Below are 19,873 nucleotides of genomic sequence, written 5' to 3' on the forward strand. Positions count from 1 at the left end.
CCGAAGATCAACGACGAACCTCTTTGTGGGCAACAAGTGATATCGCCGCGGATGCGTTCAGGGATCGCCGAAAGGCTCGGTTCGCCATCGGGACTCGAGATAGTCAACGACCGATGCGCCTCGTCATGCCGATGGCAACTTCAGCGCGATCGACGGCATCAACGGCGACGCGACCGTCACCAGGACGCATTCTGTGGCCGGTCATCGGGCGATCGAATCGCGTCGAGCCTTCCGGGTGTGATTCGAGTGTCCGTGCGCGGTCGCCCGAGTGGCTCGATCGGTGCATTCGGTCAAACGATGCAGGGGGGAGCGCAGAAATGAATAAAGCAATGCTCGGGATGTGCGGTCTTCTGATCTGCGGGCTTGTCGTGACGCTGGTGGTCGTCCTCGAAACGGTACCGAAACCGCGGGCGAAAATCACGCAGGCGGCGGCCAAGCCGGTGAAGGTGAGGTGAGGATGCGTGTTCTGTTGACATTGTGGGGGAGCGCGATTGCGCTGGCCGTCTGCGTGGCCTGGCTAGCCGATCGCCCCAAACATGGCGAGCCCATGCCACTTGCGTCTCGACTGATTCAAGGCTCGACGAAGCCGATCATCAGGCCGCCGCGCGAGCAGGCTCGGTAACGGCGGCTCGTGCAGTCTCCCGTGCCGGTCACGATCGTACCGATGCCGGAGACGACGTTCCGATGTGAGGTTGAAAAATGCAACATTCCCTGTATCGAATTCTGAGCGTCACGGCGCTCGCCTGGAAATTGGCGGTACCAGCAGAGAGGGAAACCATGGTCAACGGCGCGTCGATCATCGATGCCGGCTGCCGTATCGTGCAACCAGCACATGGTTTGCGCGGCGGTCAGGGTGATGCCATTTCTTGACTGCAAGCCCTCGGTGTTCACCCGGCAGGAACGACGCGTGACAGTTCCTCGGTCACGTAGGGTTGTCTTTGGCGCGGGTGACGGTAGCCGCTATTCCGCATCGTGCGTGTGGTTGGGATCGAGCAACTCCAGCCGATAACCGTGATTGTAGACAGCGCGAAGCCGAACACCGTTTTCGGGGCCGATACGCATCTTGGATCGCACACGATAGATGTGCGTGTCGAGCGTGCGGGAAATATGGTCGCTATGGCGCCCCCAGATCGACTTGATCAGCGCGTCTCGCGGCATTGCGCGGCCACAATTCTGAAATAGCGCAACGGCAACCGTGAATTCTCGAGATGTCAGTTTGATCGGCTCGTCGCTCAAGAACGCGGTCTCGGTTACGAGATCCAGACGGTAACGACCAATATTGATCGATGCCGGCTTTGAATTCACCGGATAGGCCCGTCGCAGCAGAGCACGCACTCGTGCGATCAATTCATGACGACGGATGGGTTTGACCATGTAGTCGTCGGCACCTGCCTCGAGTGCGACGACGAGCTGGTCCTCGCGTACGCGATTCGTCAGGAACAGCACGGGGAGATCTCTGCCGATTCGTGTGCGAATCCAGGCGAGGACTTCCAGTCCGGAGATATCCGGCAAGTTCCAGTCAAGCACGACCAGATCGACGGTGTCGGTTTCGAGGAACCGGATGGCCTCTGCGCCCGCGGTGGCGCTCCGTACATCGAACCCCTCGGCGATCAGTGTGTCGCGGAGAAGCGCCGCCTGTGCTGGCTCGTCGTCAACGGCAAGAATTTTCATTGGCACCATCTTTCATCGTGTTGCTCGAATCCGCGCATGCCTGCTTGCATTGGAGCTGATTGACTTTTTCGAATGTTTTGAAAGGAAATTGCAATGATCTGATTTGATTCCTCGTGGCCGGGTAGCAGGTCTGATTTGCGTAATAGAGTGGCATTTCTCGACAGTCTTTTTGTCAACTTTTATGAACGAATTGAATCAATTGGGGATCGATTAATGTGTGACAAATGTTGTCAATCGATGCTCGTCGCGGATATACGATGCGACATATGGATTGTTGAAGCAGGTGTAGGGTCCGCTCCGGATGTTTTTGTGGCTGGAATTGTGCATGGGGCAGTGCGGAAAATAATGATTGGCTGTCGTTGACGTTGCGATTCAGCCGCGACAAGTAACGAAGAATGGAGCGAGTCGCGTGATGTTTTCTGGTTGTCGACTCGATCGACATTTTTCTTGATGACAAATGGCGGTTTGTAATTATCTCAATGAGCAAGCTGGAGTCGTATCGAGAGTATCTTGATACAAAATCGAAACTGGAATCTCGGATCGCTGAGGAGCGACGAATTGCCATGGAGGCGATTTTGCTCGAGATCAAGTATTGCGTTCGAGAGTTCGGTTTTGTTCCAGAGGATATTTTTACTGTCGATGTCCTGCGGCAGGCGACCAAACGGCGGCCGCGCTACTTCGATCCTGTCAGTGGCGCGACGTGGTCAGGGGTAGGGCGTGCGCCCGAGTGGATTCGCGACAAGGATCGCAAGCAGTTCGAGATATCCAGTTCTAATCGTGAAGATTGAGGCGCTCGATCTCGCGGTGAAGTGACGGTCGGATGTCCCGCGCCTCCAGGTGTTTGCGTCGCTTGGGGTGCTTCAGGCGGGATCGAAATATAAATGGGCTGTCATGCCAATCGACATGGCAATCCTGGTGCCGCAGTGATCATGGTTGATGTCGTGAGCTGGGGCGCTTCGTTTTATTTGCATTGATGTAATTCAAAAGGCTTCGATTATCCGAGGTGCTTCTGTCGTGGCTCACCTGATAAGGACGGTGGTGCGTCGATACGAGCGCCGGGAAACGTGTGCGCTCAACAAAAATTTATAAATCGCATGTGCAGGAGCTATTGGAATGTCGATCGATTGGCGAGATTGCTCGTCAAGTCGATTGCTCAATGCTGAATGCTATCGAAACAAATTCCGTGATTTTTGAGTAGGTGAAGTGGTGTGTCTGCGGGAAGAGACCAAGCGTCGCTAATACAAGTCATCCAGGAAACGCGAGCAGATGACGGCCGCAGCAAGCGAGGGCAACGCAATACGAATGTCGAGCCGCCGTTCAAAACGAAGGCGGTCTGGGTGCTGAGTGCGGAAGAGCGCAAGTCGTCGGGGACGGGTTTCCCCGGGCGCCAGTCTGCCGAGTTTTTTCTTTCACAAGAGCCGCTGCTGTTTTTGGGTGGATGTGCTGAACGGGTTAGCAGAAGAAGAAGAGGGTCGAAATGAACAAGGTTTACAAGAGCGTCTGGTGCGAGAAGACGGGCACCTATGTGGCCGCGTCGGAAATTGCGACAGGGCGGAAGAAGTCTGGAGGGTCGAGTGCCGCAGTTCGGGTGCTGGCTGTCGTGGTGCTGGGGGGCGGATTTTTCGCGCCAACCGTAGCGTTTGCCTCTGCATTTGCCGTTTGTTCCGGCGCAAACGCAACCGGCTACGGCGTCTCTGGCTCGGGCACCAGCGGCTACAACATGGGCTGCACCTCGACTACTGACGCGCTCTACATGGGCGGCGCGTCAGGTGCGCCCTCAACCAGTGCGGGAGCCGGCCCGACGGTCACGTACATCACTGTCAACAACGCCACGACAGCAACTCCGAGCTTGTTTGGCTCGGTGCCGGGGCAGTCGATTCAGCTGAATGCCCCGGGGAGCATCATCCTGAGTGGCAGCAACGTTAACGTGTCCGGTAATAAAATCACCAACCTTGCGAACGGTACCGTTGCCTCCGGCAGCGGGGACGCGGTCAACGGCGGCCAGCTGTTTTCGCTGTCGACGTCGACGTCGACCGGACTGTCGTCGGCCACCAGCTCGATTTCTTCGCTGTCCACGTCGACTTCGACGGGCCTGTCGTCGGCCACCAGCTCGATCACGTCGCTGTCGACGTCGACGTCGACCGGACTGTCGTCGGCCACCAGCTCGATCACGTCGCTGTCCACCTCGACGTCGACCGGTCTGTCGTCGGCCACCAGCTCGATTTCTTCGTTGTCTACGTCGACCTCGACGGGTCTGTCGTCGGCCACCAGCTCGATTTCTTCGTTGTCTACGTCGACCTCGACGGGTCTGTCGTCGGCCACTAGCTCTATTTCTTCACTGTCCACGTCGACCTCGACGGGCATCAGCTCGCTGTCGACGGGGCTGAGTTCGACCAATAGCTCGGTGTCGTCACTGTCGACTTCGACCTCGACCGGTTTGTCGTCGGCCAATAGCTCGATCTCTTCGTTGTCCACGTCGACCTCGACGGGTCTTTCGTCGGCGAATAGCTCGATTACCTCGCTGTCGACCTCGACGTCGACCGGCCTCTCGTCGGCCAATAGCTCGATTTCTTCGCTGTCCACGTCGACCTCGACGGGCATCAGCTCGCTGTCCACTGGCCTGAGCTCGACCAACAGCACGGTGTCGTCGCTGTCGACTTCGACCTCGACCGGTTTGTCGTCGGCCAATAGCTCGATCTCTTCGTTGTCCACGTCGACTTCGACGGGTCTGTCGTCGGCGAATAGCTCGATTACCTCGCTGTCGACCTCGACGTCGACCGGCCTCTCGTCGGCCAATAGCTCGATTTCTTCGCTGTCCACGTCGACCTCGACGGGCATCAGCTCACTGTCCACTGGCCTGAGCTCGACCAACAGCACGGTGTCGTCGCTGTCGACTTCGACGTCGACCGGGTTGTCGTCGGCGAACAGTTCTATTTCTTCGTTGTCTACGTCGACTTCGACGGGCCTGTCGTCCTCGAACAGCTCGATCACGTCGTTGTCGACCTCGACCTCGACCGGCCTCTCGTCGGCCAACAGCTCAATTTCGTCGCTGTCCACGTCGACCTCGACGGGCATCAGCTCGCTGTCCACTGGCCTGAGTTCGACGGATAGCACGGTGTCGTCGCTGTCGACTTCGACGTCGACCGGGTTGTCGTCCGCGAACAGTTCTATTTCTTCGTTGTCTACGTCGACTTCGACGGGCCTGTCGTCCGCGAACAGCTCGATCACGTCGTTGTCGACCTCGACCTCGACCGGCCTCTCGTCGGCCAACAGCTCGATTTCGTCGCTGTCCACGTCGACTTCGACGGGTATCAGCTCACTGTCGACGGGGCTGAGCTCGACCGACAGCTCGGTGTCGTCGCTGTCGACTTCGACGTCGACCGGGTTGTCGTCGGCTAACAGTTCGATTTCTTCTTTGTCGACGTCGACCTCGACGGGCCTGTCGTCCGCGAATAGCTCGATCACGTCGCTGTCGACCTCGACGTCGACCGGTCTGTCGTCGGCCAACAGCTCGATTTCTTCGTTGTCTACGTCGACTTCGACGGGCATCAGCTCGCTGTCAACTGGTCTGAGCTCGGCTAACAGCACAGTGTCGTCGCTGTCGACTTCGACGTCGACCGGGTTGTCGTCGGCCAACAGCTCAATTTCGTCGCTGTCGACGTCGACCTCGACAGGCCTGTCGTCCGCGAATAGCTCGATCACGTCGCTGTCGACCTCGACGTCGACCGGCTTGTCGTCGGCTAACAGCTCGATCTCTTCGCTGTCCACGTCGACCTCGACAGGCATCAGCTCACTGTCCACTGGCCTGAGTTCGACGGATAGCACGGTGTCGTCGCTGTCGACTTCGACCTCGACGGGCCTGTCGTCGGCGAACAGTTCGATCACGTCGCTGTCGACTTCGACGTCGACCGGCCTTTCGTCGGCCAACAGCTCGATTTCTTCGCTGTCCACGTCGACGTCGACGGGCATCAGCTCGTTGTCGACGGGGCTGAGCTCGACCAATAGCTCGGTGTCGTCGCTGTCGACTTCCACGTCGACCGGTTTGTCGTCGGCCAATAGCTCGATCTCTTCGCTGTCTACGTCGACCTCGACGGGCCTCTCGTCGGCCAACAGCTCGATTTCTTCGCTGTCCACGTCGACTTCAACGGGTCTGTCGTCCGCGAACAGCTCGATCTCCTCGCTGTCCACGTCAACTTCGACGGGCATCAGCTCGTTGTCGACCGGTCTGAGCTCGACGGATAGCACGGTGTCGTCGCTGTCGACTTCGACCTCGACCGGTTTGTCGTCGGCCAACAGTTCGATTTCCTCGTTGTCCACGTCGACCTCGACGGGCCTGTCGTCCGCGAACAGCTCGATCACGTCGCTGTCCACCTCGACGTCGACCGGTCTGTCGTCGGCCAACAGCTCGATTTCTTCGTTGTCGACTTCGACCTCGACGGGCCTGTCGTCCGCGAACAGCTCGATCACGTCGCTGTCGACTTCGACTTCGACCGGCTTGTCGTCGGCTAACAGCTCGATTTCTTCGCTGTCCACGTCGACCTCGACGGGCATCAGCTCGTTGTCGACGGGCCTGAGCTCGACGGATAGCACGGTGTCGTCGCTGTCGACTTCGACGTCGACTGGTCTGTCGTCGGCCAACAGCTCGATTTCTTCGCTGTCGACTTCGACCTCGACGGGCCTGTCGTCCGCGAACAGCTCGATCACGTCGCTGTCGACTTCGACGTCGACGGGCTTGTCGTCGGCCAACAGCTCGATCTCCTCGTTGTCCACGTCGACTTCGACGGGCATCAGTTCGCTGTCGACCGGCCTGAGTTCGACGGATAGCACGGTGTCGTCGCTGTCGACTTCGACGTCGACCGGCCTTTCGTCGGCCAACAGCTCAATCTCTTCGTTGTCCACGTCGACTTCAACGGGCATCAGCTCGCTGTCCACCGGCCTGAGCTCGACCAACAGCTCGGTGTCGTCCCTGTCGACCTCGACCTCGACAGGCTTGTCATCGGCCAACAGCTCGATCTCCTCGTTGTCCACGTCGACTTCGACGGGCATCAGTTCGCTGTCGACCGGCCTGAGTTCGACGGATAGCACGGTGTCGTCGCTGTCGACTTCGACGTCGACCGGCTTGTCATCGGCCAACAGCTCGATTTCCTCGCTGTCCACGTCGACTTCGACGGGCATCAGCTCGCTGTCGACCGGTCTGAGTTCGACTAATAGCTCGGTGTCGTCGCTATCGACTTCGACGTCGACCGGTTTGTCGTCGGCCAACAGCTCGATCTCCTCGTTGTCCACGTCGACTTCAACGGGCATCAGCTCGCTGTCGACCGGCCTGAGTTCGACTAATAGCTCGGTGTCGTCGCTGTCGACTTCGACGTCGACTGGCCTGTCGTCGGCCAACAGCTCGATTTCTTCGTTGTCCACGTCGACTTCGACGGGCATCAGCTCGCTGTCGACCGGTCTGAGTTCGACTAATAGCTCGGTGTCGTCGCTGTCGACTTCGACGTCGACCGGTTTGTCGTCGGCCAACAGCTCGATTTCTTCGTTGTCCACGTCGACCTCGACGGGCATCAGCTCGCTGTCGACCGGCTTGAGCTCGACTGACAGCACGGTGTCGTCGCTGTCGACTTCCACGTCGACCGGCTTGTCATCGGCCAACAGCTCGATTTCCTCGCTGTCCACGTCGACTTCGACGGGGCTCTCGTCCGCGAACAGCTCGATCTCGTCGCTGTCAACGTCAACGTCGACGGGCATCAGCTCGCTGTCCACCGGCCTCAGCTCGACCAACAGCACGATCCTGTCGCTGTCCACCTCGACGTCGACCGGCATCGGTTCCTTGTCCACGGGCCTCAGTTCGACCAACAGTTCGATGACGTCGCTGTCCACGTCGACCTCGACCGCGATCGAAGCCGCGAAAACGCATTACTACAGCGTCAACGACGGTGGTACGCAATCGGCGAACTACGCCAACAGCGCTGCGACCGGCCTCTACTCGCTGGCCGCCGGCGTCGGCGCCACCGCGGCGGGCGCAAGCAGTGTCGCGGTCGGCAACGGCTCGAACGCGCAATCGAACGGCGCGGTCGCAATCGGTCAAAGCGCTTCGGCAACAGGCGGCAAGGCTGTGTCGATCGGCTCGGGCAACACCGCGAGTGGCGACGGCGCGGTTGCGATCGGCGACCCGAGCGTCGCGACGGGCACCGGCGCAGTCGCGATGGGGGCGAACGACACGGCGACCGGCACCGGCGCAGTGGCGCTCGGCAACGCGAGCACGGCAACCGGCAACAGCGCGCTTGCATTCGGCAACTCGAGCCAGGCCACCGCGGACAACACGATCGCACTCGGCAACCAGGCCACGGCCAGCGCCATCGGCGCGCAGGCCTACGGCTCGGGCGCCACGGCCAGCGCCACCAACGCACTCGCGTTCGGTTCGAACGCCACCGCGAACGTCGCCAATTCGATCGCGCTCGGCGCGAACTCGGTTACCGGCAACGCGGTCGCGGTGTCGAGCGTCACGGTCGGCGGCGTCACGTATCCGGTCTTCGGCACCAGTCCGGTGGGCGTTTTGAGCGTCGGTGCGCCGGGCGCGGAACGCCAGATCACGAACGTCGCTGCCGGCCAGGTCTCGGCCACCAGCACGGACGCGATCAACGGCAGCCAGTTGAACGCGACGAACCAGGCGGTCAACACCCTGTCGACGTCGACCGCAACGAACGTCGCATCGCTGTCGACGGGTATCAACTCGCTGTCGACGGGCCTGAGTTCGACCAACAGCAACGTGTCCTCGCTGTCCACCTCGACCTCGACCGCGATCAACGCGCTGTCGACGTCGACGGCGGCCGGCATCGGCTCGCTGTCCACCGGCCTGAGCACGACGAACAACAACGTGGCGTCGCTGTCGACCGGCGTGACGAACATCAACAACCAGTTGAGTCAGCTGTCCACGTTGATGACGACGAATACGACGAACGCTGCCGGCGTCGCGGCCGACATGAACGGTACCGGCTCCGACAAGCCGACCGTCACAGCGGGCTCGAACTCGGTGGCGATCGGTGCGAATTCGACGGACGGCGGCCGCTCGAACGTGGTGTCGGTCGGCAGCGATACGCAGCAGCGCCAGATCATCAACGTGGCGCCCGGTACGCAGGGCACCGACGCGGTCAACGTGAACCAGCTCAATGCGGTGCAGTCGACGCTGTCGACGGCGCTGTCAGGCCAGCAGGCGCAGATCAACTCGCTGGGTTCGCAATTGCAGCAGACCGACCAGATGGCGAAGCAGGGTATCGCGGCCGTTGGCGCGATGGCGTCGATCCCGCAGCTCGATCGCGACGCCAACTTCGGCATGGGCGTCGGTACGTCAACCTTCCTCGGCCAGAAGGCGATGGCGGTCAACATGCAGGCACGTATCACCGACAACCTGAAGGCGTCGATCAACGGCGGTTTCAGCGGTGGCCAGCGGGTGATCGGTGCCGGCATGCTGTATCAGTGGAAGTAGTCGCGTGTTCATGCACTGACTGACGGAAAGCCCGGGCAGCGGCAAGCCCGGGCGACCCTAAGGCTGTGTCAGCAGGCACTGGAAAATCTGATGTGCGTGCATTGGAGATCGCTTTGGACAGTACGACAGTGCATCGCAATTATGATGATCTTGTCGACGACGCGGAACTTGGGCTGACCCGGAAAGAATTCTTTTTCGTGTATCAGCCAAAGCTCCGCCTTGAGGCCGGATTGCTGTCCGGGTTCGAGTCGTTGATACGCTGGCATCATCCGGAACATGGTGTGTTGATGCCATCGGCATTCATTGATCTTGTCGAAGATTCCTATCTGACGAGCCAGTTCACCGATTACGTCATGACGGAATCCGCGCGGGTGCTCGCCAGTTGGGCTGCTCTCGGATATGGTGGCTTGTCGCTGTCTGTCAATTTGCCTGCCCGTGAAATTACGCGGCCGGGAGCGGAAAAAAGACTGTCCTCGATTCTCGATTCCCATGCGGTTCGTGCCGGGAATCTTCAAATCGAACTCACGGAATCCATCGACCCGGGCCCAATCGAGACGCTCGCAACTGCCATCGCTTCGATCCGGAACATGGGGGTGAGTGTTGCGATCGATGACTTCGGTTCAGGGTGTTGGTCGCTGACCAAATTGCATCGCCTGGCAGTCGATACGCTCAAGCTGGATCGATCCTTCATGTGCGATATCCATGAAAATATCGAATCGCGGGCCATGGTGGAAACGCTCGTCGAGCTCGGGCGCCGCTTGAAGAAGCGTGTTGTGATCGAAGGCGTCGAAACCGAGGCTCAGTTCGAGTGGCTGAGCGAAATGACGCAAATTGATTGCCAAGGATATTACATATCCGAGCCCGTCCGGGAGGAGCAGGTCGACGGGTTGATTGAACGGCGCGGAATTCTGTGTTGAATGACGAGTGGTTGTCGACGTCTTGCTCGGTGCGGCTGTTCGACGTCGACGGTAATTCCACCATGTCTGTTCGAGATCGACGGTGTTTCGCCGACATCGCCATGTGCGCGATTGAGCCTGCGCGGTATATCTCCGACTGGGGCGCCCTCAGTTCGTCGAGAGCATGTCAGACTGCAATGCGTGAATGATTGGGTTCGAAGTCGAGGGTAAAGCAGTCCCGCGTAAACGCTTCGATATAGTCCAGCATCATATCCGACGCGAGCTCGGCTTCCTGTTCGTTACCGTCAGCTATTGCACGCGCGACTCTCGTGTGCTGCAGGCTTGCTGACGGCAGATCATTCAACCGTTTGTGATACATAAAGTAAAAACGTCGGGACAACGCATACAACGGTGCAATCGCCTCGGAAGCGAACCGATTTCGTGAGCACTGTGCGATCAGTTGATTGGCGGTGTACACGCTTCTCAAGTAGGCAACGATGTCTTGTGATTCGCCTGCCGCTTCGAGTTTGTCCGCGATTTTACGGAGCGCCTCGCGCTCCTCGGGGGATGCGCGCCGTGCAGCGCGCCGTGCGATAAGGCGCTCGAGTTCGCGGCGTGTTTCGAGCACGAGCAACTGATCATGAATGTTCGGGACCGTGATCATGATGCCGTGACGCGGCACGATCTGAAGCAGATGCGAAGCAGCCAGTCGTTGTGCGGCCTCGCGAACAGGCGTTCTCCCCGTATTGAGTTTCTCCGCGAGGGATGCCTCCGACCAGACACTGCCGGGCGCAAGCTCGAGCGTCACGATCAGTTCTTCAAGTTTCTGATGAGCCTGTTCGGCAAGGGTGCTACCCGTCAGTCCGTTCATGGGTCCGGTGATCCAGCAAAAAAATATTACTAACATATTAGCGTGGTCACCCCCCGTTTTCAACTCGCTGCTAAAGGGGTCAATGTTGGCGAACGGGTTTACCCGCTTTGACCTTTGGCACGCGTCTCGATATCCTACTGATATGTCAGTAACATCTGAGTGACATACTTGTTGGACGAATTGGGCGAAGACAATGCGGCGTCGTGCCGGACGCCGATGGATCTGCCCAATTCGCCGATCGCTACCGAGGTCGACATGAGCGTCCCTGATATCGGTGCCAGAGTGCCTGGCGTTCTCGTGATGATTGGCTGGCCCGGTGAGTGCGGCTTCATCGGAATCGCATTCGACATTCGCGAACGGGTGTTCACCTGCGTGATTGCAGCCGCAGGGCTCCGGGTGAATGGTCGGCAAGCAAAGTCGGCGTCACGCGCGAAATGGGGGCGAAAAGACCCGCTATCTGCCCATGGAGAACTTCGATGGGTGCAGCAAGACTTCCACGCTCGTCGCCGAGCACGTACTGTTTGAAATAAAGGGCGCCGAATTTACTTTTATCGATATGGGAATGCACGAAAAAATGTGCAGGTGTCCGCTCGGGTTGTGTTGTATCGGATCGAATGGGTCCGTTATGAGTTGATTTGAAGTTGAAGTTGAAGTTTGAGTGAGGAAGATTTCAATCGCTCGGTAGTGGTTAAAAATATTAAATTTGTGTTTGCATGTTCGGGCGATCGATTGGAGTGGTCTGAAAATTAATCGTGTCGATGAAGGCTGGGGGTGTTATGAGTATCCTGTTAGTGGAAGGAGATCCGGGTCAGGCGTCAGCATTTGAAAAGGCGCTGCGAGGGTCAAACCGGGAAATTTCGGTGGCATGCGATAGTGCGCGAGCCGTTCAGTTTCTGAGAAAGAAAGCCGTGGAGCTCGTGGTGCTTGACTGGAGAATCCCGGACGCCAGCGGTCTGAATTTGTTGCACTGGATTCGAGCCAATCTTGGAGACGCGCCCGTCGTTTTATTTCTGGCGGCGAGAACGCTGGAGGCGGATATCGCCGCTGCGCTGGATGCCGGAGCCGACGAGTACATTGGCAAGCCCTTTCGTGAGATCGAGTTGATGGCTCGAATCAATGCGCTGCTGCGTCGAAGCGGTCGAAATAAAAAAGCCGATAATAGAGTGGAGGTTGGGGCGTATGTCGTGAATCCGCTTATGCGCACGATTACCCTGCACGGCAAAAACATCGATTTGACCGCGAAGGAATTTTCCTTGGCGAGTTGCCTGTTCAATAATCTTGGAAACGTAGTCTCCCGGGATTCCTTGTCGACGTTGGCATGGGGGCGGGCACTGGATGGCACGTCGCGAAGCCTTGACACGCACATCTATCGACTTCGTCAGAAATTGGCGCTTCGTCCGGAAAACGGCTTTCAATTGAGCGCTGTGTATACGCACGGCTATCGGCTCGATATGGTCGACGATTTGTCGATGGCGGAGAATTTCATGGTCCCTGGTCAGGTCGCGCGGGGAGGAATGACTGAGGGCGCCGCTTCCGTGCGCTGCTTTAAAAATGCCGCGTGATTCGTCCGGTGAATGAGGGGTGTGCAGTGAAAGTGATCCGCGGGGTTCCTCGTGATGATTTGGCGAGCGAGATCCCCGCGACCTGACCCTGCGACAAGACGAATGCGATGGGTGACCGGTCGACGAACAGATCGTCCGGATCTCGCACGGCAGTGCATGTTGACCATTCCGCCAACAGGCGGCTTCGGGGCCGGTTGCTTTCTCACAGGCAACCGGCCGACCTCGCTCGGGAGATGACATTCGTCCTTCCGGCCGATGCATGGTCGATCAGGCAGTTCACGACTGCCCGTCAAGCGTCGACTGCGACGCGGTGAAGCGACAAACTGCTCCGATCCTGAGAGGAGGGCGTCGTGACGCGCTGCCTGCGCGTTGATCGCGAATATACGTTTGCACCCTATTTGTTTCGACAGTGCTCGCTCGGGATGTACGGGAATCCCCGAGGTGTCGCAACCGCTGCTGCATGGCCATGGAGATGAACCGAACAGGCGACTCCTGCTATCCTCGCGGATACCGCCGCCGTCGCTCATGGTTTTTGCTAGGCTATTGTTTTTGCTCGATATATTTCCGTTGATCCGGCCTCTTCCACGTCGCCTCACGCCCAATCTCACGCGAACGAAGCTCGGCGCCGAGCGCCCCCCGCCTGCCCGGAAAAATCCTCCGGGTCCCCTTCTTGAATTTGTCAAAACCCGTCCATATAATTAGCACTCGCTGCACGAGAGTGCTAACAATTCTCTGCCGGGCGATTTGCCGGGCAGATTCCCTAAGCGTTCTTCAATCTCAGTCAAGAGAGGAGTGAATATGAACCTTCGTCCTTTGCACGATCGCGTGATCGTCAAGCGCCTGGATCAGGAAACCAAGACCGCCTCGGGCATCGTGATCCCCGAAGCCGCTGCTGAAAAGCCGGATCAAGGCGAGATCCTCGCGGTCGGCCCGGGCAAGCGTGACGACAAGGGTGCACAGATCGCGCTCGACGTGAAGGTCGGCGATCGCGTCCTGTTCGGCAAGTACGCAGGCCAGACCGTGAAGGTCGACGGCCAGGAACTGCTGGTCATGCGCGAAGAAGACATCATGGCCGTGGTCAACGCTAACTAAGCGTCCTCCGACGGTACATATTCCCAAGAATTCAAGGAGTTAGAAGATGGCAGCTAAAGACGTCGTATTCGGCGATTCCGCCCGTTCGAAGATGGTCGAAGGCGTGAACATTCTCGCCAACGCAGTCAAGGTCACGCTGGGTCCGAAGGGCCGCAACGTGGTGCTCGAGCGCAGCTTCGGCGGCCCGACGGTCACCAAGGACGGTGTGTCGGTCGCGAAGGAAATCGAGCTGAAGGACAAGCTCCAGAACATGGGCGCGCAAATGGTCAAGGAAGTCGCTTCCAAGACCAGCGACAACGCAGGCGACGGCACGACGACGGCAACCGTCCTCGCGCAATCGATCGTTCGCGAAGGCATGAAGTACGTCGCATCGGGCATGAACCCGATGGACCTGAAGCGCGGCATCGACAAGGCAGTCGCAGCGGCTGTCGAAGAGCTGAAGAAGATCAGCAAGCCGTGCACGACGAACAAGGAAATCGCGCAGGTCGGCTCGATCTCGGCGAACAGCGATTCGTCGATCGGCGATCGCATCGCTGAAGCGATGGACAAGGTCGGCAAGGAAGGCGTGATCACCGTCGAAGACGGCAAGTCGCTGGCCGACGAACTCGACGTCGTCGAAGGCATGCAATTCGACCGCGGCTACCTGTCGCCGTACTTCATCAACAACCCGGACAAGCAAGTCGCCGTCCTCGACAACCCGTTCGTGCTGCTGCACGACAAGAAGGTGTCGAACATCCGTGATCTGCTGCCGGTACTCGAGCAAGTCGCGAAGGCTGGCCGTCCGCTGCTGATCATCGCTGAAGACGTCGAAGGCGAAGCGCTCGCAACGCTGGTCGTCAACAACATCCGCGGCATCCTGAAGACCGTTGCGGTCAAGGCACCGGGCTTCGGCGATCGTCGCAAGGCGATGCTGGAAGACATCGCGATCCTGACCGGCGGTCAAGTCGTCGCGGAAGAAACCGGCCTGACGCTCGAGAAGGCAACGCTGGCAGAACTGGGCCAGGCGAAGCGTATCGAAGTGGGCAAGGAAAACACGACGATCATCGACGGCGCAGGCGAAGCCGTGAACATCGAAGCACGCGTGAAGCAAGTGCGCGCGCAAATCGAAGAAGCGACGTCGGACTACGACCGTGAAAAGCTGCAAGAGCGCGTGGCCAAGCTGGCCGGCGGCGTGGCAGTGATCAAGGTCGGTGCTGCGACCGAAGTCGAAATGAAGGAAAAGAAGGCACGTGTCGAAGACGCACTGCACGCAACGCGCGCAGCTGTGGAAGAAGGCATCGTGGCAGGCGGCGGCGTTGCGCTGATCCGCGCTCGCACCGCGATCGCAGGCCTGACCGGCCTGAACGCCGACCAGAACGCCGGCATCAAGATCGTGCTGCGCGCCATGGAAGAGCCGCTGCGCCAGATCGTCACGAACGGCGGCGAAGAAGCCAGCGTCGTGGTGGCGGCAGTTGCTGCAGGCAATGGCAACTACGGCTACAACGCAGCGACGGGCGAGTACGTCGACATGGTCGAAGCCGGCGTCGTCGACCCGACCAAGGTCACGCGTACCGCACTGCAGAACGCAGCTTCGGTTGCAGGCCTGCTGCTGACGACGGACGCAGCTGTTGCAGAATTGCCGAAGGAAGATGCACCGATGGCTGGCGGCATGCCGGGCGGCATGGGCGGCATGGGCATGGACATGTAATCGACTTCGGTCGATGGTGTCCGGAGCGCGCAGCGATGCGCGTTCCAGCCAAAAGAAAAGACCCGCAGCGATGCGGGTCTTTTTTTATTTGCGCACGGGATTCGCTGCACGCGCGGGCCGGCGTTCAGGCCCGCCGCGCGCGCTTCAATGCCGGTGCGACGTCCTCGGCACCGGGTCGACCTTCGTGGCCGGCGGCGTGTCCGAGTCTTCGTTGCTGCGCGCCCAGAAGAACCGGTCGGGCATATGCGCACCCATGCCGGGCCGGAACGCGTCGCGCACGGCCTGGTACAGGTACTCCTGCGCCTCGCGGACCGCTTCGGGCGGCTCCTGGCCGTTCGCGAGCAGCGCCGCGATCGCAGCGCCGAGCGTGTCGGTGATGCCCATCAGCCGGTGCGGCGAGCGATCCCACATGTCCTCGCGGAGCTGGCCTTCCTCGCCGTACAGCGTGTTGACGAGCCGGTGCGAGCCCATTTCGGACGACAGGATGTACTCGCAACCCTGCGACAGCAGGTGCGACACGGCCGCGTCGAGATTCGGCGCCTCGGCATCGCCGTCCGGCTGCGCGAGCGCGATCAGCGTCGCGTAGTCGGCGACCAGCAGCGTCGTCTGGGGGGCCAGCAGGTCGGCGATCGATTCGCGCAGGTCGTCGGCGGCCAGCACGTGTTCGTCGTCGAGCGTGAAGTCCGGCGCAAGCACGAGCGGCACGCCGTCGTAGTCGGCGACGACCTCGGCGATCGCGCTCACGACTTCCGCGCGCGTCGCCGCGCCGATTTTGAACGCGGCGACCGGCATGTCCTCGAGCAGCATGCGCGCCTGGGCGGCGACGACGTCGGGATCGAGGCCGGTCACTTCGTCGCAGGCGGCCGAGTCGCGCACGGTGTAGCCCGTCAGGACGGACACGCCGTGACAGCCCATGCTCGCCAGGGTCATCAGATCGGCTTGGAGGCCGGAGCCGCCGGTGGGATCGGACAGGCCGAAGGTGAGGACGATCGGAGGGGCGTTGCTGGACATGTAAAAATGGGGCAAGAGAAAAACGGGAAAGCGACGGGTATGCGGACGGCGAGGCGAAATGGGCTTTTTCGGCCCTGTGTTGCCCGGCAGGCCGCACTTTTCAGCCATTATGCGGCGTAATCCGGCCTGCACGACGGATTTTTTAGCGCAGCGCAACGTAGTTGCCGTACTCCAGCGTGATCGCTAGGCAGTCCGGCCCCGACACGGTACCATCATGGCTCCCGAATTTACCGACTTTCCCGACGCGGCTTAAGATGGAATACAAGAGCTGGATGTGCCTGATTTGTGGCTGGATTTACGACGAAGAAGCCGGGCTGCCGGAAGAGGGCATTGCCCCGGGCACGCGCTGGGAAGACGTCCCGATCAACTGGACGTGTCCCGAATGCGGCGCCCGCAAGGAAGACTTCGAGATGGTCCAGATCTGACCGGACCCTTGGCCCACGGACACACCGCTCAGGCCTCGCATCGGCCCGGCGCTCGCGCGCCGAGGTTCGCGCGAGCGACTCGACGATGACAGGCGCGCGTGTCCATGACGGCCGATCCGGCGAACGTTCCCCAACCTGACGCACTGCCCAACCCGCGTGGTGGGGCGGTGCGCGCGGCCGACGCGTGGCTTGCGGCGGCCGCCGACGCATTCGAGCGTCGCGACGACGCAACCGCGCCGCTGTCCGCTGCCGCGGCCGTGCTGGCGGAAGCCGGCTGGCTGCCGGCCGCGCGTTTCGCGGGGCAACTGTCGGCCGCCGCGGCGCTCGTCGCCACCGAGCCGACTTCGGCCGGCTGGCGTGCCGCGTTGCGCGATTTCCGCGCGGCCGTCGGGCGCCACAACCTGCGCGAGCTCGCCTGCTCGCCCGTTCTCTTCGAGCATTTCCGTGCGTTGCGTGCGCAAAGCGCCGCCGACCTGCGCGCGAGCGTGCCGCTCGACGCGCTCGCGCTCGTCGGCCGCGCGGTGCCGCCAGCCACGCTGCGCGCGCTGCCCGATGCGTTCGCGACCCGGATACGCGCCCGCTACGAGCAGGCGCTGCTCGGCGTGCTGCGGGCACAGCACGGCGCGCCCGATGCGGCGCTCGACGAACTCGACGCGATGCTGGCGGCGCTCACCGACGACGGGCCGTACGATTTCTGGCGGCTCGCGACCGCGTGCCTGCGTGCGCTGCGCGCAAGCGGCGCGCCCGAGCTGAAGCGTTTTCTCGCGCGAACGAACCTGCTGCTCGGCGAGCATGCGCAGGGTCGGCGCAGTGCGCCGCCCGAAATCGTGTGCGAGGCGGTTGCGCTGTTGTGGCGCGATTTCGCGCTGTTCGGCGCCGCGGCCGAGGATGTCGCGCTCGTCGACGTGCTGCACGACTACGGGCTGACGGTCGACTGGCACGTCGCCGGCACGCCCGCGTCCGAAGCGCTGTGGGAGGCCGATGCCGCGCGGGCCGAGCACGATGCGGTGGTCGCCGCGCCGACCCGCACGCTTGGCGTCGTGACCGTCAATGCGCATGCCTATGAGGATTTCCTGCAGACGGCCGATGCGTCGATGGCCGATCTCGCGGTCGATCCGGCCGCCGCCGACGCGGGTGCCGCGTGGCACGCGTCCGGCGCCGCCTATCGGGTCGGCACGGCCGCGTGCGCGCTCGGGCTCGGCCACGCGGCGCTGCTGGCCGATACGCTCGGGCTCGCGTGGCGCCGTGCGGCGCACGGCGTGCCGCTCGCCGACGGCGGTCTCGATGCACACCGCCACGCGTCCGACATGTTGCGCGCGGCGCTGCTGAAGATCGCGGCCGGCGTCGCGCCGCCCGACCTCACCGCGGCGTCCGCGGCGCTTGGCGCGGCGCTCGGCCGGACCTGACGAACAAGGGGACGGACACATGGCGGCGGCCCTTGCCGCGCGGGCCTGCAACACGCTGCCGACAGCGCCCGCGCGCGTGTTAGAGTGCCGTGTGATCCGCGCGCGCCGTTGCCAGCGTGGCGCGGCGTTGCTTGTTGATCGCGGCCCGGTCAGGTCGCGGCGTCTTTGCTAAAATTCAAACCATGTCAAAGCCTTCCGATCGCATCAATCTCACCAACCAGTTCCTGATCGCCATGCCGAACATGGCGGATCCGACGTTTTCGGGAACGGTGGTCTATCTTTGCGATCACAGCGAGCGCGGTGCGCTCGGCCTCGTCATCAATCGTCCCACCGACATCGACCTCGAATCGCTGTTCAACCGCATCGACCTGAAGCTCGACATCGAGCCGTTGCTGCACATTCCCGTGTACTTCGGCGGCCCGGTCCAGACCGAGCGCGGTTTCGTGCTGCACGAGCCGGTGGAGGGCGCGAGCTACAACTCGTCGATGTCCGTCGAAGGCGGGCTGGAGATGACGACGTCGAAGGACGTGCTCGAGGCGGTCGCGACGGGCACCGGCCCGAAGCGCTTCCTGCTGACGCTCGGCCATGCGGGCTGGGGCGCAGGGCAGCTCGAGGAAGAAATTTCCCGCAACGGCTGGCTGACGGTCGCCGCCGATCCGCGCATCGTGTTCGACACGCCGGCCGAAGAGCGCTTCGAAGCCGCACTCGGCCTGCTCGGCGTCAGCTCGTCGATGCTGTCCGGCGAAGCAGGGCACGCATGAGTGGCGCGAGCGCGCGCGATGCGACGCTCATGGCGTTCGACTACGGCGAAAAGCGTATCGGCGTCGCGATCGGCAATGCGCTGACGCGCTCGGCCCGCGCGCTTCTCGTGATCCAGAACCTGAACCGCGAACACCGCTTCAAGGCGGTCGGCGACCTGCTGGCCGAATGGCGGCCGGACGCGCTCGTCGTCGGCCTGCCGATGCATCCGGACGGCACGCCGCACGACATGACGCAGCAGGCGAAGCGTTTCGGCAACCAGCTGAACGGCCGCTTCGGGCTGCCCGTCACATGGGTCGACGAACGCTATTCGTCGGTCGAGGCCGAGGCCGGGCTGCGCGAGCGCAACGTGCGCGGCCGCGCACGGGCCGAGATGCTCGATGCCGAGGCCGCCCGCGTCATCCTTCAACAGTATCTCGATCAATTGTCCGACCATGAGCACCATTGATGCCGAGGCGCTTTACCGCGTCCTGCTCGACCAGATCCGCGCCGCGTACGGTACGGCTTTCGCCGAACCGGGCGGCCCGCGCCTCGCCGGCATTTACAGCGGCGGCGCGTGGCTCGCCGAACGCCTCGCGCGCGATCTCGGCGCACCGGCGTTCGGCGTCGTGAACGTCGCGCTGCATCGCGACGACTACGCGAAGAAGGGCCTGCACAGCCAGGCCAGCCCGACGTCGCTGCCGTTCGAGATCGACGGCGCGCGCATCGTGCTCGTCGACGACGTGCTGTACACCGGGCGTACCGTGCGCGCGGCGCTCAACGAGCTGTTCGACTATGGCCGTCCGGCCGCGGTCGAGCTCGCGGTGCTCGCCGATCGCGGCGGCCGCGAACTGCCGGTCGCCGCGCGTTTCGCGGGCGGCGCGCTCGACGTGCCGGCCGGCGCGACGCTCGTGCTCGCGCGCGACGATGCCGCGCAGTTCACGCTGCGCGTCGAGGCGCACGGCGCCTGAACGGCACGCGAAACCGTATCCCGGGCCGCTGGTTCGCACCGCGGCCCGTTTGCATAGTTG

The 19,873-nt window shown here is 61.6% G+C and carries 17 protein-coding genes; 14 read left to right on the forward strand and 3 right to left on the reverse strand.

Annotated elements, in window-relative coordinates; all coding sequences use genetic code 11:
- The first annotated feature begins 317 nt into the window (after nucleotides 1-317).
- On the forward strand, nucleotides 318-455 hold the full coding sequence (locus tag ACN22W_RS04325) for a hypothetical protein (RefSeq protein WP_165843599.1): 138 nt from the start codon (nucleotides 318-320) through the stop codon (nucleotides 453-455).
- Nucleotides 456-699: 244 nt separating this feature from the next.
- Nucleotides 700-870, forward strand: a complete 171-nt coding sequence (locus tag ACN22W_RS04330; protein ID WP_419686405.1) for a hypothetical protein — start codon at nucleotides 700-702, stop codon at nucleotides 868-870.
- Nucleotides 871-960: 90 nt separating this feature from the next.
- Here the strand turns inward: ACN22W_RS04330 and ACN22W_RS04335 are convergent, their stop codons facing one another.
- A complete protein-coding gene (locus ACN22W_RS04335) occupies nucleotides 961-1,671 on the reverse strand; it encodes a response regulator transcription factor (RefSeq protein WP_343493045.1) in 711 nt (236 codons plus the stop codon).
- A gap of 479 nt (nucleotides 1,672-2,150) precedes the next feature.
- On the opposite strand from ACN22W_RS04335, the gene ACN22W_RS04340 reads away from it, so the two are divergent.
- The 3 genes from ACN22W_RS04340 (at nucleotide 2,151) to ACN22W_RS04350 (ending at nucleotide 10,071) form a co-directional block, all read left to right on the forward strand.
- Nucleotides 2,151-2,459 (forward strand): H-NS family nucleoid-associated regulatory protein, encoded by a 309-nt coding sequence (locus ACN22W_RS04340; protein ID WP_419686408.1) that lies wholly within the window; start codon nucleotides 2,151-2,153, stop codon nucleotides 2,457-2,459.
- 689 nt (nucleotides 2,460-3,148) lie between these two features.
- The gene (locus tag ACN22W_RS04345) at nucleotides 3,149-9,154 is read left to right on the forward strand and encodes an ESPR-type extended signal peptide-containing protein (protein WP_419687366.1); all 6,006 of its coding nucleotides are present in this window, start codon (nucleotides 3,149-3,151) and stop codon (nucleotides 9,152-9,154) included.
- A gap of 92 nt (nucleotides 9,155-9,246) precedes the next feature.
- Nucleotides 9,247-10,071, forward strand: a complete 825-nt coding sequence (locus tag ACN22W_RS04350; RefSeq protein WP_419686410.1) for an EAL domain-containing protein — start codon at nucleotides 9,247-9,249, stop codon at nucleotides 10,069-10,071.
- Between the two features lie 166 nt (nucleotides 10,072-10,237).
- Here ACN22W_RS04350 and ACN22W_RS04355 read toward each other — a convergent pair whose 3' ends face one another.
- Complete coding sequence (locus tag ACN22W_RS04355) at nucleotides 10,238-10,921, reverse strand: GntR family transcriptional regulator (protein WP_412022363.1); 684 nt, start codon at nucleotides 10,919-10,921, stop codon at nucleotides 10,238-10,240.
- Between the two features lie 168 nt (nucleotides 10,922-11,089).
- Between ACN22W_RS04355 and ACN22W_RS04360 the strand changes: the two genes are divergently transcribed.
- The 4 genes from ACN22W_RS04360 to groL all read left to right on the forward strand — a co-directional run bounded on the left by ACN22W_RS04360 (nucleotide 11,090) and on the right by groL (nucleotide 15,262).
- Nucleotides 11,090-11,446, forward strand: a complete 357-nt coding sequence (locus tag ACN22W_RS04360) for a hypothetical protein (RefSeq protein ID WP_419686412.1) — start codon at nucleotides 11,090-11,092, stop codon at nucleotides 11,444-11,446.
- 233 nt (nucleotides 11,447-11,679) lie between these two features.
- Entirely contained in the window at nucleotides 11,680-12,483 is an 804-nt protein-coding gene (locus tag ACN22W_RS04365; RefSeq protein ID WP_419687368.1) for a response regulator transcription factor, read from the forward strand.
- Between the two features lie 798 nt (nucleotides 12,484-13,281).
- Entirely contained in the window at nucleotides 13,282-13,575 is a 294-nt protein-coding gene (gene groES, locus ACN22W_RS04370) for a co-chaperone GroES (protein ID WP_048251535.1), read from the forward strand.
- Between the two features lie 46 nt (nucleotides 13,576-13,621).
- Nucleotides 13,622-15,262 (forward strand): chaperonin GroEL, encoded by a 1,641-nt coding sequence (gene groL, locus ACN22W_RS04375; protein WP_047899968.1) that lies wholly within the window; start codon nucleotides 13,622-13,624, stop codon nucleotides 15,260-15,262.
- 144 nt (nucleotides 15,263-15,406) lie between these two features.
- Here the strand turns inward: groL and ACN22W_RS04380 are convergent, their stop codons facing one another.
- Nucleotides 15,407-16,273 (reverse strand): hydroxymethylpyrimidine/phosphomethylpyrimidine kinase, encoded by an 867-nt coding sequence (locus tag ACN22W_RS04380; protein ID WP_048251533.1) that lies wholly within the window; start codon nucleotides 16,271-16,273, stop codon nucleotides 15,407-15,409.
- Nucleotides 16,274-16,527: 254 nt separating this feature from the next.
- Between ACN22W_RS04380 and ACN22W_RS04385 the strand changes: the two genes are divergently transcribed.
- From ACN22W_RS04385 to pyrR, 5 genes are all read left to right on the forward strand, one after another.
- Nucleotides 16,528-16,698, forward strand: coding sequence for a rubredoxin (locus tag ACN22W_RS04385; protein WP_004186709.1), 171 nt, complete (start codon nucleotides 16,528-16,530; stop codon nucleotides 16,696-16,698).
- A 104-nt stretch (nucleotides 16,699-16,802) separates the two neighbouring features.
- Entirely contained in the window at nucleotides 16,803-18,104 is a 1,302-nt protein-coding gene (locus ACN22W_RS04390) for a hypothetical protein (RefSeq protein WP_419686463.1), read from the forward strand.
- A 182-nt stretch (nucleotides 18,105-18,286) separates the two neighbouring features.
- Nucleotides 18,287-18,865 carry a YqgE/AlgH family protein gene (locus ACN22W_RS04395; RefSeq protein ID WP_011351143.1) on the forward strand — a complete coding sequence of 193 codons (579 nt, stop codon included), beginning with the start codon at nucleotides 18,287-18,289 and terminating at the stop codon, nucleotides 18,863-18,865.
- Complete coding sequence (gene ruvX, locus ACN22W_RS04400; RefSeq protein ID WP_048251531.1) at nucleotides 18,862-19,311, forward strand: Holliday junction resolvase RuvX; 450 nt, start codon at nucleotides 18,862-18,864, stop codon at nucleotides 19,309-19,311. The genes ACN22W_RS04395 and ruvX overlap by 4 nt, the downstream gene beginning before the upstream one ends.
- A complete protein-coding gene (pyrR, locus tag ACN22W_RS04405) occupies nucleotides 19,298-19,813 on the forward strand; it encodes a bifunctional pyr operon transcriptional regulator/uracil phosphoribosyltransferase PyrR (protein ID WP_048251530.1) in 516 nt (171 codons plus the stop codon). Before ruvX ends, pyrR begins: the two co-directional genes overlap by 14 nt.
- Nucleotides 19,814-19,873: the final 60 nt, after the last annotated feature.

The organism is Burkholderia theae, from assembly GCF_048565265.1.
Lineage (GTDB): Bacteria > Pseudomonadota > Gammaproteobacteria > Burkholderiales > Burkholderiaceae > Burkholderia > Burkholderia theae.